Genomic DNA, 14,137 nt, shown 5'->3' on the forward strand with positions numbered 1-14,137 from the left:
CTCACTCAACTGTTAAAAAGTTTCTATGCCGTGCCAATCAGGCAGCCTGTTCATTCAGGCTGCCTTTGCTGCGCATTGTCATGTAACCGTTTTCTTGATAAACTGGGCTGAATCGAACCATTCCATTTATGTATGATAAGACTGCCTGAAATGAGCTTTGGAGTGGGGACACTTGGGATCATTGCGAAAGCGGTCTTTTTTCGATCGTTGCTTGATAGATTGGGATTGGGAGGGGGATGAGTATGGGCAAAACAAAACATACCGGACGCATCAGGCTGCCGAAGAGCTGGGATTCTCGGCTATGGGTGAGCAAGCGTCCGTTCGGACTTGGGCTTGTAAAGCCGAAACATATTCGTGATACGTTCAAGACCGTATGGGATAACCGCGACAATCTGCCTTACGCTTACCGAATCTTGACGCAAGGGGTGTGTGATGGCTGTGCGCTTGGCGTGTCCGGGTTATATGACCAGACGCTGGAGGGACCGCATGTCTGCACGACTCGCTTGAATGTGCTGCGTCTCAATACGATGCCGGCGATCAAGGAGCGCTGGCTGTACGCAGATATTGAGGATCTGCGGAAGCTGAGCAGCGCGGAACTTCGAAAGCTGGGCCGATTGCCTTATCCGCTGATCCGGCGAAGAGGCGAATCCCGCTTCAGCCGGTTAAGCTGGGATGAGGCTCTATCGCGAATCGCCGATAAAGCACGTGCCATCGATCCCAAGGGCATCGCCTTTTATTTGACCGGGAGAGGGATTACGAATGAGACCTATTATGCGGCAGCGAAGGCTGCCAGGGCTATCGGCACGAATCATATCGACAACGCTTCCCGTATTTGTCATTCCCCGTCCAAGACCGCTTTGAAGCGTTCCATAGGAGTCGGCGCCTCTACCTGCAACTATAAAGATTGGATCGGAACCGATGTGCTGCTGTTTTGGGGCAGTGTGGCGGCGAACAATCAGCCGGTGTCGACCAAATATATGTATGCTGCCAAGCGCAAGGGTACGAAAATCATTGTCATCAACCCATATCGTGAGCCGGCGATGGGCGGATATTGGATTCCTTCCATTGCAGAATCCGCGCTGTTCGGTACGAAGCTTGCCGATGACTTCTACCAAGTAAATATTGGCGGAGATATCGCATTTATGCATGGTATTATGAAACGCTGGTTCGAAGCGGAGGAGACGGAGCCAGGCTCAGCAATCGATCATGACTTCGTCGGCCGTCATACGAGCGGCTACGATGCGCTTCGCTCGCATGTGGAAGCTCTGGAGTGGACGGAGATCGAGCGTTCATCTGGGCTGACGCGCTCCCGGATGGAGGAGCTGGCCAACTTGCTGGCCAGCGCCCGCTCCGGTGTCTTCGTATGGAGCATGGGGCTGACGCAGCATCGCTTCGGGACGGATAACATCTCTCAAGTTGCCAACCTGGCCTTGTTGCGAGGCTTTCTGGGAAGGGAGCATTGCGGGCTGATGCCCATCCGAGGGCATAGCGGTGTCCAGGGCTCCGGCGAGATGGGAGCGGACCCCTTCAGCTTGCCGGCAGGGGAGATTGGCTCGGCGGAGGATCGCACGAGAATCGAAGCGGTGTGGGGTTTCCCTCTGCCGGAATGGCAAGGGGATATCGTCGGTGTGTCGCTGGAGAACGCCTTGCATCCGGAGGGGCATGAGAGCAAGCTGCGGTTATTCTATACTTCCGGCGGGAATTTCCTGGAGACGATGCCGGACCCGAGACATGTTCAGTCCTGTTTGGAGGCGGTGGAGCTGCGCGTGCATCAGGATATTGTGCTGAACAGCTCGGCGCTCGCTGACGCCGCAGAGGAGGTTGTGCTGCTCCCGGCCATGACTCGTTATGAACAGCCTGGGGGAGGCACGTCGACTTCAACGGAGCGAATGGTCTATTTCTCTCCGGCAATCGAAGGGCCGCGCATTGGGGAAGCGCGTGCGGAATGGGACATATTCGGGGAGCTGGCTGAGCGTATCAGCGAAGGTCAAGGCGGACTGGCCCGCTTCCGCAGCGCTGAAGATATTCGTAAGGAGATAGCCATTGCCGCGCCGAATTATGACGGTATTCAGCATCTTCACCATCGCGGAGATGTGTTCCAGTGGGGCAATGCTTGGCTGTGCGAAGGAGGCGTTTGTCCAACTCCGGATGGAAGAGGGCAATTGATTCCCATCCCGATTCCAGATTTGCAACGGTCTGTGGGGCGGATGTATGCGACTACGAGAAGGGGAAAGCAGTTTAACTCTATGATCTACGGGGAGCAAGACAGCTTTAATGCAGCTGGCCGATATGACGTGCTTATTAGTGCTCAAGATGCCCAAAGGCTGGATCTGGAGGATGAGGATGCTATTGTGGTGCATAACCGTAACGGTTTATTCCATGGGCGTGCGAAGCTGGCTCCGGTCGCGAGCGGAAATATCGAGCTGTATTGGCCGGAGAGCAACATGCTGTTCAAGCGAGGCGTCTATGAGCCCCATGCCGGAATCCCGGAATACAATGCGTCAGTACAAGTGGAGAGAGCGGATAGATATTATGCACATAAGGATATGCACTATGTGGAGAAGGCGGTCGCCGAACTGGATATGGAGCCGCCGACTTGATGGAAGGGGGAACGATGGATGGAGAGAGGCAATCTATCGGTATGGGGAGCACTGCGATACCGTGGCGATACGGGGCAATTCGAAGCTCTGGACGATCAGATCGCAACCGAATATGCGCTTACGGTCAAGCTGGATGGCGAGGAATTTGCGACGATCGTCTGTTCACCTACCCATCTTCGTGAGCTTGTCTACGGGTTTCTCGCTTCTGAGGGGATGATACGGGAGGCTGCTCAGGTGAAGCATTTGCATATGGATGAGGATAGCGGGTACGCCTATGCGGAGCTGGCAGGCCAGCCTTCCGTGGCGCGGGAGAAGGTGTCGAAGCGATTCATTGGAAGCTGCTGCGGGAAGAGCCGCCAGTTTTATTTTCATACCGACATGCTGACTGCGCGTACGATTATGACCAGGAGGACGATAACGCCGGAGCAGTGTATCTCATATATGGTGCAGCTTCAGAAGAGATCCAGTGACTTCCATAGCTCGGGAGGTGTGCATAATGCTGCGCTGGCTGAAGGTGATGGGCTGCTTGCCGTCATGACGGATGTCGGCCGTCATAATGCGCTGGATAAGCTGTACGGTCATTGCCTGTTGCAGCGGATCCATACGTCAGGGAAAGCGATCGTATTCAGTGGAAGGCTGTCATCGGAGGTTGTTTTGAAGGCAGCCAAGATGGGCTGCGACATTGTGTTAAGCAAGTCGGCGCCGACTGATTTGGCCCTTCGGCTGGCAGACGATCTCGGGATTACATGCGTAGGGTTTATTCGTGGCAGCCAATTTACGGTCTATACACATACAGAGCGAATTGCTATAAACCATTCCTTACCTTGACAGTATAAAAGGGATTGGGTATGATTTTTCTATTGAAAACCATTATCATTTGGTCCCGCTGACAGAAGAAGGACAGAATTGGAGTTTATGATGTTAAGACGTTTTTTCTCGTATTACAAGCCTTACAAACGTTTGTTTATCCTCGATTTCACCGCTGCGGTTATTCTTGCTGTATTGGAGCTGGTATTCCCGCTCGCGGTCGGATATGTCATCAAGACGCTGCTGCCGGACGAAAACTGGGGGTTAATCGTCTCCGCTTGCGCTGTACTGCTCGTTATTTATGTCATTAATACGTTTCTTAGTTACGTAGTTAATTATTGGGGCCATATGCTTGGCATCAATATTGAGACGGACATGCGCCGCAAATTGTTTGATCATGTGCAAAAGCTGTCCTTCCGCTTCTTCGACAACACGAAGACGGGGCATCTGCTCTCCCGATTGACGAATGATTTGTTCGAGATCGGCGAGGTGGCCCATCACGGACCGGAGGATATGTTCATTGCGACGATGACATTAGTTGGCGCCTTCGGCATCATGTTGTTCATTCAACCTGAGCTGGCGATCATGACCTTTGTCATTATACCGATCATTATGTGGCTGGTGCTGTACTTCAACAAACGGATGACGAAGGCATCAACACGCCTGTTCACGGACATGGCCGACTTCAATGCGCGCGTCGAGGATACCGTTGGCGGCATTCGCGTCGTGCAGGCATTCGGAAACGAGAAGCATGAGGGCAAGCTGTTCAAAGGCAACAACTTGCGATTCCGTGAGGCGAAGCTGATCGCGTACAAAATTATCGGCTTGAACGCATCGGTTTCTTATATGTTGATGAGGCTGGTGTCGCTGTTTGTGCTCATAGCAGGAGCCTATTACGTCTTGAAGAAAGGAATGCCGTACGCCGATTTCATTACCTTCATTTTGCTCACGAACATTTTCTTCAAGCCGATTGAAAAGATTAATGCGGTTATTGAGAGCTATCCGAAAGGCATTGCGGGCTTCAAACGTTATATCGAACTGATGGATACCGCACCTGATGTCGCAGATTCACCGAATGCGATTGCAGTCGACCGTTTGCATGGTGATATCCGATATAAAGATGTTACGTTTGGATACGAGGGCGAAGCGAAAGTGCTTCAAGATATTGATCTGTCGATTCGAGCAGGGGAGACGATAGCGTTCGTTGGTCCCTCCGGAGCGGGCAAGACGACGCTCTGCAGCCTGCTGCCAAGGTTTTATGAGATTGAGGGCGGCAGCATTACGATCGACGGACATGATATTCGTGATATGAAGCTGGAATCGCTCCGCAAAGGAATTGGCATCGTGCAGCAGGATGTGTTTTTGTTCGCGGGCACCATCCGGGAGAATATTGCTTACGGCAAGCTTGGCGCCGATGATTGGGATATTATGGAGGCGGCAAGACGAGCAAGGCTGGAGGAATTTATTGCTTCCTTGCCAAACGGGCTGGACACCATTATTGGCGAGCGCGGCGTGAAGCTGTCCGGCGGCCAGAAGCAGCGGCTTGCGATTGCTAGGATGTTCCTGAAGAATCCGCCGATTCTGATCCTGGACGAAGCGACTTCGGCGCTGGATACAGAGACTGAAGCAGCGATACAGCAATCGCTTGCGGAATTGTCAGAGGGAAGAACGACGCTGGTTATCGCGCATCGCCTGGCTACAATCAAGAACGCGGATCGCATTGTCGTTGTGACCGAGCAGGGCATTACCGAGCAAGGCCGTCATGAAGAGCTTGTAGCGGCAGGAGGCATCTACAGTCGTCTGCATACCGCACAGTTCGGTCGGTAGGCCGATATGGCACAAGAGTAGAATAGCATAAGAAAAGGGCGAGGCAGACGGGATCTGCTTCGCCCTTTCCTAATGATCTAGACCAATTGATCGAGGGTTGCGTCTAAAATGAGGTTAGCTTCATCTACTTTCATCAAACGTCAGATGCAGCAGAATTAAATCTGAAAAGCACGCACCGATGCTTTGACCAGCGAGATGAACCTCGGACGCGTCTCATTGGCAACTTTGACCACCTGTTCATGCGACAGTGGCTCCAGTTCCTCTCCAATTGCCATGTCGGTAATACAGGTTATGCCCACTACGCGAATGCCGCAATAATTGGCCGCAATGACCTCAGGCGCAGTGGACATGCCGACTGCATCAGCACCCCAACGGGCCATCATCGTAAGCTCTGCAGGCGTGCAATAAGTGGGGCCGGTAATGCTCACATAGACGCCTTGCTGAAGCTTGATGTCCAGCGACTGAGCTTGCTCAGCTACAATAGCCCGCAACTCTTTGTTGTAGGCGCTCGACATATCCGGGAAACGCGGGCCAAGCTCAGGAATATTGGCTCCGATCAACGGATTATCGCCGGTATTGTTGATATGATCGGTGATGAGCATCAGATCGCCTGCCGCGAAAGCTCGGTTCATGCCGCCTGCGGCATTGGTAACGAGCAGCGTGCCGATTCCGAGCTGCTTCATGACGTAGACAGGGAAGACAACTTCCTTCATGCTGTACCCCTCGTAGTAGTGGAAGCGGCCTTTCATGACGAGAACGGTCTTGCCTTCCAGCTCTCCGATGACCAATTCGCCGGAATGCCCCTCAACGGTGGATACCGGGAAGTGTGGAATTTCTCCGTAAGGAATGACGATGGCGTTCTCTACCTCGTCGGCCATAACGCCAAGTCCGGAACCGAGAATCATGCCGAGTTGAGGCTTCGACTGCAGCTTGCTTTCAATATAAGCTGCCGCTTCTTTTATTTTGCCAAGCAAATTGTTCATCAATAAACTCTCCTTTGTATATAGTCGCATGCCAGGCGGTCCTGTGCTCGACATACATGGTATGTAAGGCAACCTCATAATAGCGTAGTGAAAGAGTAAAGTAAACCTTGGTTTCCGGTCGCAGCTATATGCCAATAGAGATTGTCGGTCAGAGGATTGGCAGCGCAGTTGTTGTTTGTTGGAAAGCTTCGTATAATAGTACGTGACAGTCACCCTGGGTTTAAGGGAATGGAGGAAGAACAGTGAATCAAAAGACAAGCTGGTCATCTGCAGAAGTAGCAGCGATGATCGATCATACCATATTAAAGGCAGATGCGACGAAATCAGATATTCTCGTCATCTGCAAGGAAGCAAGAGAGCATCGTTTCGCGACAGTCTGCGTCAATGCGGGCTGGGTAGCGCTTGCCGCGGAAGAGCTTAAGGGATCAGGCGTCGGCATTACGACCGTTGTCGGATTCCCGCTGGGTGCGACTACTACAGCGTCCAAAGCATTCGAGGCAGAGCAGGCGATTAAAGAAGGCGCAACGGAGATCGATATGGTGCTGAACATCGGCCTGTTGAAATCCGGCGATTACGAAGGCGTTCAGCGTGATGTTGAAGGCGTCGTAGCAGCCTGCAAAGACAAAGCGGTACTTAAGGTCATTCTGGAGACGGGACTGCTTTCGGACGAGGAAAAAGTGAAGGCATGCGAGCTGTGCGTCGCGGCTGGCGCGGACTTCGTCAAGACGTCTACGGGCTTCGGAAAAGGCGGAGCTACACCTGAGGATATCGCGCTTATGCGTCGTACAGTGGGACCGAATATTGGCGTGAAAGCATCTGGAGGCGTTCGCGATCTGGAGACAGCCGTGCAGATGTTTAACTCCGGCGCAACACGTATCGGTGCAAGCTCTAGTGTCGCTATCGTAACTGGCGGCCAGGGCGAGGGATACTAAATCATAGCGCGATAAGAGATGAGGCCTCCCGAGCCGCTGGCAGGGGAGGCCTCTTCATCTTATGCCCTCTTATTTCTTGTCGCAGCCAATGATGAAGTCCGCTCGAAGCTCAGCGCCCGGCTCGACGTAAAGCAATTCTTCACGGCGGTTCATCTCGAATGGCATTCCCATCCAAGGCTCAACGCATACGAATGGACGCTCCTTCACCGACCAGATCACGACATACTTGAACAGATCATCGTAACGAAGACGAACGGTCACACCTTCACGAACCGGGAAGGAGATACTGCTTTCTTTTGCGCCAAATAGACAAATAGAATCGATAAACTCATCCATATTAGCGCGTCCGGTATAAGCCGCCTCTTCTTTTGTGGTCAAGTCAATATAGCGCGGCGCATCGGTCTCGTAAGGTATGTCCTTGCCGCCTTCGATGGCAAAGTAAGGATGGAAGCCGGCATAGAAAGGCATTGAATCAGCCTCACCGATGTTGCGATATTGCTGATGGGTATGCAGCTCGCCATTCACTAGTGCGTAGGTGAAGATCAGTTCAAAGTGAAAGGGGTAAGAGGAGAGAGTAGCCTCGTTCGCATGCAAGCGAAGGGTGATGGAGGCTTCGCCCTCTGTCGAAGTGCTCACGACTTCCCACGGCAAAATGCGAGCAACGCCATGCTGCCCCATGTTGTACGTCTTACCGTTCCATTCGTAGGCAGAATCATGAACGGGGCCGCAGATCGGGAAGAGGATAGGATTGCCGCCGCGGATATTGGAGGCAGGATTCTCGAATGTTGCTTTATCCAAATAGAAGAGCTCCTCGCCGTTCAATTGGCAGCCGATCACGATGCCGCCGCGTTCCGGGCATACGAGAACGCGAGAAGACGTGGCATTCTCCTTCAACTCATAGATCGTATACGTGTCTTGATATTGGCTTACTTCAAATGTACTCACGCTGCTACCTCCAAAGTGAAATCATAATTTCTACTTATTGTGCCTTAATTCGGTCCATGAGTAAAGGGTCCGGTACAAGGCAGCTTGTATAGCCGCTTTGTGCCGGACCCTGGTATAACGGGATATTCATTGAAGAGAAATGCTTTATCGGCTGCGCTTGAATGAATTATTTTGCAGCAGCGTTGTCTGCTGGCGCGGAAGCTTCAGGCGCGAGCTTGTTGGTAATGGTCGCTTTTTCACGGATTTCGCTAATCCATGGACCGGATAACGTAAGCACCTCAGCGGCAACCAGTTTTTGACGAATCAGATGTTTGTGCTCATCGAAATTCGCCTTTGCGGGTGCACGGGTATCGGTTTTCTTGATGATATGGAAACCAAACTGGGTTTGCACCACATCACTAATTGCTCCTACCTCCATTTCAAATGCAACTTTGGAGAAAGGCTCAACCATTCCTTCTTTGGAGAAGAATCCGAGATCTCCGCCTTGTGGCGCGGCTCCATCGCCTGATTTGGCTTTGGCTGTCTCGGCAAAGTCGGCGCCGCCTTTGAGCTCGGCAAGAATCGCCTCCGCTTCTTCCTTCGTCTCTACGATGATATGGGAAGCGCGGACCTGATCGTCATGCTCGCCGAACCTGGCTAGATTCTCATCGAAATAAGCCTTTACGTCTTCGTCCGTTACCGATGTTTTTGGCTCAAGCACTTTGCGAATCAACGCGCTCATGTGTCTGTCTTCGCGCAGTTCTTCTATTGTCAGGTTATTTTTCTCTAGTACATTATTGAATTCCTCTTCCGAAGGGAAGTCCAGCTTGATGATATCGATCTCGTCTGTCAAATCCTGATCTGTAAATTTAATACTGGCAGCGTCAGCTTGCTGTTGCACCAGCTTCTCCAGAATGAGATTGTCGAGAGCGGGTTCGCCGCTTACTTTTATAAGCAGATCATAGAGCTCTTGCTTCTTAATGTTAGCGCCGTTAACCGTGGCGACGGTTTCGCTGCCTTCGCCTCCTCCGAATGGAGGTTTAATCAAGACAACGATAAGAGCGATTGCGAGTACGGCGGATAGTACGATCCAACCTGTCGCGCCTTTCTTAGCAGGAGCAGGACTCTCCTGGCTCGGCGTTACGACTGCTGCAGCGGATGCAGAAGCGTCTATCGGAGTTCCGTTCTCGGAGTCGCTCGCTACTTCAGGCTTGTCCGTTTCGACAACGTTCTCTTGTGTTTCGCCGTTCGTTTCGTTCTCTTGAGCTTTGTTTTCTTCTTTCGCAGTTTCGTTGTCTGTAGGTATATCGTTGGACTGCGATTCCTTGTTATTCATTCCATAAACTCCCTTCAAAATGCAATTCTTCACCTACTATATCAAAACATGAACAAAAAAACCTTAATCTAAAATAAAAAAGCTTGCATTGCTTGTCGAATCGTATTAATTGTATAGGTAGACGAAAAAAAAGAACGTATAACAAGCTTTGACACGGAGGGATATATTGATCAGATTACTGGGGAGCTACGATAGCTGGATCGTGTTGCTGTCGCTTGTTATCGCGTTGTTCACTTCTTATTCCGCACTCAATCTTTCCTATAAAATATCGCACTCGAACGGCAAGTCCAAGCTGGGGTGGCTTATCATCTCCGGATTTGTCATGGGCTGCGGAATATGGACGATGCATTTTGTCGGGATGATGGCCTTCCATCTAGGTGTTGAAGTGACTTATGACGCTTGGACGACCGTGATTTCTATATTGGCCAGTATTATGGCTTCGCTGCTTGCTTTTTACGTGACAATGGCGAAGCAGGTCACTAAGATGAAGCTGCTCATTGGCAGCCTGTTTATGGGATCGGGCATTGTTACGATGCATTATACTGGGATGGCCTCTATGGAATCCTCGCTGCTGCGAATTACTTATAATGAAACGTTATGGGTGGTCTCTGCAGTTATTGCAGTTATTGCTTCCTATGCTGCGCTGTATCTGCTTACCCGCTTCCGCAGCGAGAGCAAGGCGCACTGGTTCAAGCTTGCTGCTGCCTTGCTGATGGGACTAGCAGTGACGGGAATGCATTACACCGGCATGGAAGCAGCTATGTTCTGGTGCTCCACACCTGAAGCGCTTGATCTATTGAGAGAAAAAAGCATGGACTTGTCGCTGATCATTGCGGTATCAAGCGTTATGATTCTAGTTGTCCTCGTCACATGGACAGCTCTGTATTGGGAGAGGCTTGTCCTGCGGCGGATGGCCTACAGTGATCCGCTCACGGGATTGCCTAACCGCCATGCGATGAATCACGAATTCGACGAGACGCTACGAGGCGATCAGGAGTATTCGGTTCTGTTTATCGATCTGGATCAATTCAAGCTTATTAATGATACGCTAGGCCACGATGTAGGCGACCTCCTTGTGAAGGAGGTCGGCAACCGGATCAGCCAGTTTGTTAACAAGAAAAGACGTATCTTCAGGCTGGGCGGGGATGAGTTTCTACTGCTGACTACGGACTTGCAGCAGCTTTCGGCGGAGTCGCTGGCTGAGCAGATTCTGGAGGAATTAAGACGCCCGTTTTGGCTGGAGGGCAATGAGCTGTATGTCACAAGCAGCATTGGCATCAGCTATGCGCCTCAGCATGGGCAGAGCCGGACGGAGCTGCTTAAGGCGGCAGATACGGCCATGTATTATGCCAAGAGCCAGGGGAAGAACCAGTATTGCGCATACAATGAGGAATTGGACCGTAAGCTGGCCAGACGGATGGAGATTGAAAAGGGACTTCGCACGGCGCTTATGCTTGGTCAACTGTCTACCTTTTATCAGCCGAAGTGGAATGCCGTAACGAATAAGCCTATCGGCTTTGAAGCGCTGCTGCGGTGGAAGCATCCCCAGCTCGGTGCGATTGCCCCCGATGAATTCATCCCGATTGCCGAGGAGACGGGACTAATTGTTCCGATAACGAGATGGGTACTGGATCAGGCCTGCAAGGACTGCAAAGCCTGGAATGTCAAAGGCAGCAGCCGGTTAGGTGTCTCTGTCAATTTGTCAGCAAATGTATTCGAAAGCCGCAACCTTCAGGATATGGTCAATGATGCGCTGCTTCGTTCCGGATTGCGTCCGGAGCTGCTTGAGCTGGAAATTACGGAATCGACTGTCATGTATCACGCCGCTGAAGCGACTGAGCAGCTCATACCGCTTCAAGAGGCCGGTGTGCGCGTTTCTATGGACAACTTCGGATCCGGTTATTCCTTCCTCGGATCGATTGATCGCATCCCGTTCCAGACTTTGAAAATCGACAAGCTGTATATGCAAGATTACGAATCACCTTCCAAAAGAGCAATTGTCAATACGATCATTACGCTTGCCCAGCAGCTCAATATTGAGCTTGTGGCCGAAGGCGTGGAGAATGAGCGTCAGCTCCAGTTCCTGCGCCAGGCTGGATGTTCCATTATGCAAGGCTATTATTTCAAGAAGCCAATGCCCCGCGAGGAAGTGGACGCTTGGCTGGATGGATTAAGCGCTTAAGCTATTGACAATGGTTGGAGGAGGATAGCTTTTGAGAAGAGACACTCGCATATTAGCCAGGCTTGCCGTGTTCACGCTGCTGCCGCTCGTCGGTTATTTTCTATATCAGCTGTCACCGTTTGATAAGAATATTTATACCCCTTTCGGTCACTTCTATATTGTCAGCCTGGTCTCTGTACTAGCGCTGGCAGTTGCGACGGCTATTGGAATTGTAGCGATCCGTATCCGGAATATAAAGGTTAGCTTCCTGTCCTTATCCTATGTATCCTTGGCAGCTATGTTTATCCTTCATGGCTTGTCTACACCCGGATTTCTGATGCATCACTCCTCCATCTCGGGCAATGTTGCCCAACTCAGCGTATTATTGTCGGCATTCTGGCTTTGGATGTGCTCTATATCGGCTGATCACAAGCTTGTCCGCTGGTTATCTATTCGTCAGAAATGGCTGCTGCCAGTCTGGTCCTCTATTTTGCTGCTGTCCGGTCTGTATTTATGGTTTAACCCCGATCTTGTTCATCTTCTTTATTTGAAGGGGGATATCAGCAAATGGGTAACGACGGCTCTGATTCTTCTGATGAACTGCTGGACTATCTATCGCAATCTGCAAACGTATCTGGCTTCCCGTTTCCCGCTCCAGCTTGCAATCGTTTATAGTACGGGCTGGATGTTCAGTGCGCAGGTTATTATGGTCACCGGGGAAGCGTGGATGGCGAGCTGGTGGCTGTACCACTTCCTGTTGCTTGCATCGGTTATTGTGATGGTGATTGGCATTGTAAGAGAGCATTTGAATACGGGTTCCATTACCGCATCGGTTAAGATGCTGTTTCGCGCTAATCCTCAGGATTGGATACATACTTATATTTCCCCAAGCGTTAGGGAATTGGTGATGGCTACGGAGGCGAAGGACTCTTACACAGCGGGACATAATTATCGGGTTGCCTTGTATGCTTTGAAGCTGGGGGAAGAGATGGGACTCTCCTCCTCGCAGCTTCGTGCGATTGCCCAGGGCGGCATTGTCCATGATATTGGCAAGCTATACATACCAGATGGCATCTTGAACAAACCAGGAAAGCTGTCCGAAGAAGAACGCTCTGTCATCGAGTCTCATCCCGTTTCCGGCTACAACGTCTGCAAACGGCTTGGTTTTATGGTAGAAGAGCTGTCCGTTATTCGATCTCATCATGAGAAATGGAACGGCAGCGGTTATCCGGATCGGCTCTCGGGTGAAGAGATTCCGCTTGTCGCCAGAATAACGGCAGTAGCGGATGTCTATGATGCTCTCACTTCATCCCGCTCCTACCGGCAAGCGATGACTCACGAGGAAGCGATGGAGGTTTTGCTGCAAGAGAGCGGAAGACACTTTGATCCACGGTGCATTCATGCCTGGCAACGGCTTGCGACAGAACAGGAAGCCTTCTTCCGGGAGACGCTGCTGAATAGTCCGAACTTCAAGCTGGAGAAAAGACTGGCCCGGTAGTGTTTTATTGCCGATAAATCATTTAGAATGAATAGGGTATAAACCTATACTAGGAGGAACGAACATGAGCTATAGGGCAGATCACGCGCGTTACGATACAATGAAGTACAATCGGGTAGGCAGAAGCGGGCTTAAGCTCCCTGCCATCTCGCTGGGGCTCTGGCATAATTTCGGAGGCAATGACCGTTACGAGAACAGCAGGGCGATGGCGAGACGTGCATTCGACCTGGGCATTACCCACTTCGATCTGGCGAACAACTATGGGCCTCCTCCAGGATCGGCGGAGGAAGCGTTCGGCGCTATTCTTCAGCATGATCTGGCGCCCTACCGCGATGAGCTGATTATATCTACGAAAGCAGGCTACGGCATGTGGCCCGGCCCTTACGGTGAGTGGGGTTCCCGCAAATATATGCTGTCCAGCCTGGATCAGAGCTTGAAGCGGATGAAGCTGGACTATGTTGATATCTTCTATTCGCATCGTCCGGACCCGGATACGCCGTTGGAGGAAACCATGGGGGCGCTTGATCATGCGGTGCGCCAAGGGAAGGCCCTTTATGTCGGCATTTCCAATTACAGCGCAGAACAGACCGCAGAGGCTGCACGCATTCTGAAGGAGCTCGGTACGCCGTGCCTGATCCATCAGCCGTCGTATTCCATGTTCAACCGCTGGATTGAAGGCGGCTTGCAGGATGTGTTGGACGAGCAAGGCATTGGTTCTATTGTATTCTCGCCACTTGCAGGAGGACTGCTTACGAATCGCTATCTGAACGGCATTCCTGTTGACTCCCGCGCAGGCGGACCTAGCATATTCCTGAAGTCGGATCAAATAACGGAAGGCAAGCTGAACAAAGTGAAGGCACTGAATGAACTGGCGCAAGAGAGAGGGCAGACGCTCGCCGGCTTGTCTCTAGCCTGGGTGCTTAGAGGCGGCAAGGTTACGTCCGCATTGATCGGCGCAAGCCGCGTGGAGCAAATTGATGACAATGTGGCCGCGCTTGGCCATCTGTCCTTTACGGAAGAAGAATTAAGCCGAATCGAAAGCATTCTCTCTGAGGAGGAATAGGGACGA

General features: G+C 51.5%; 10 protein-coding genes. 7 read left to right on the top strand and 3 right to left on the bottom strand.

Annotated elements, in window-relative coordinates:
• Positions 1 to 242 precede the first annotated feature (242 nt).
• From DX130_RS17690 to DX130_RS17700, 3 genes are all read left to right on the top strand, one after another.
• The gene (locus tag DX130_RS17690; protein WP_116047626.1) at positions 243 to 2,600 is read left to right on the top strand and encodes an FdhF/YdeP family oxidoreductase; all 2,358 of its coding nucleotides are present in this window, start codon (positions 243 to 245) and stop codon (positions 2,598 to 2,600) included.
• An 18-nt stretch (positions 2,601 to 2,618) separates the two neighbouring features.
• Complete coding sequence (fdhD, locus tag DX130_RS17695) at positions 2,619 to 3,428, top strand: formate dehydrogenase accessory sulfurtransferase FdhD (RefSeq protein WP_116047627.1); 810 nt, start codon at positions 2,619 to 2,621, stop codon at positions 3,426 to 3,428.
• Between the two features lie 90 nt (positions 3,429 to 3,518).
• On the top strand, positions 3,519 to 5,234 hold the full coding sequence (locus tag DX130_RS17700) for an ABC transporter ATP-binding protein (protein WP_116047848.1): 1,716 nt from the start codon (positions 3,519 to 3,521) through the stop codon (positions 5,232 to 5,234).
• Positions 5,235 to 5,389: 155 nt separating this feature from the next.
• Here DX130_RS17700 and DX130_RS17705 read toward each other — a convergent pair whose 3' ends face one another.
• Positions 5,390 to 6,217, bottom strand: a complete 828-nt coding sequence (locus DX130_RS17705; protein WP_116047629.1) for a purine-nucleoside phosphorylase — start codon at positions 6,215 to 6,217, stop codon at positions 5,390 to 5,392.
• 284 nt (positions 6,218 to 6,501) lie between these two features.
• On the opposite strand from DX130_RS17705, the gene deoC reads away from it, so the two are divergent.
• A complete protein-coding gene (gene deoC, locus DX130_RS17710; protein WP_240644576.1) occupies positions 6,502 to 7,149 on the top strand; it encodes a deoxyribose-phosphate aldolase in 648 nt (215 codons plus the stop codon).
• A 69-nt stretch (positions 7,150 to 7,218) separates the two neighbouring features.
• On the opposite strand, the gene DX130_RS17715 is transcribed toward deoC, so the two are convergent.
• Positions 7,219 to 8,094, bottom strand: coding sequence for an aldose epimerase family protein (locus DX130_RS17715; RefSeq protein ID WP_116047632.1), 876 nt, complete (start codon positions 8,092 to 8,094; stop codon positions 7,219 to 7,221).
• Positions 8,095 to 8,260: 166 nt separating this feature from the next.
• Positions 8,261 to 9,409 carry a peptidylprolyl isomerase gene (locus DX130_RS17720; RefSeq protein ID WP_116047633.1) on the bottom strand — a complete coding sequence of 383 codons (1,149 nt, stop codon included), beginning with the start codon at positions 9,407 to 9,409 and terminating at the stop codon, positions 8,261 to 8,263.
• Positions 9,410 to 9,575: 166 nt separating this feature from the next.
• On the opposite strand from DX130_RS17720, the gene DX130_RS17725 reads away from it, so the two are divergent.
• The 3 genes from DX130_RS17725 (at position 9,576) to mgrA (ending at position 14,131) form a co-directional block, all read left to right on the top strand.
• Complete coding sequence (locus DX130_RS17725) at positions 9,576 to 11,591, top strand: bifunctional diguanylate cyclase/phosphodiesterase (protein WP_116047635.1); 2,016 nt, start codon at positions 9,576 to 9,578, stop codon at positions 11,589 to 11,591.
• A gap of 31 nt (positions 11,592 to 11,622) precedes the next feature.
• A complete protein-coding gene (locus tag DX130_RS17730) occupies positions 11,623 to 13,068 on the top strand; it encodes an HD-GYP domain-containing protein (protein ID WP_116047636.1) in 1,446 nt (481 codons plus the stop codon).
• A 64-nt stretch (positions 13,069 to 13,132) separates the two neighbouring features.
• Complete coding sequence (gene mgrA / locus DX130_RS17735; RefSeq protein ID WP_116047638.1) at positions 13,133 to 14,131, top strand: L-glyceraldehyde 3-phosphate reductase; 999 nt, start codon at positions 13,133 to 13,135, stop codon at positions 14,129 to 14,131.
• Positions 14,132 to 14,137: the final 6 nt, after the last annotated feature.

It is taken from the genome of Paenibacillus paeoniae (genome assembly GCF_003388735.1).
In the GTDB taxonomy this organism is placed as follows: domain Bacteria; phylum Bacillota; class Bacilli; order Paenibacillales; family Paenibacillaceae; genus Pristimantibacillus; species Pristimantibacillus paeoniae.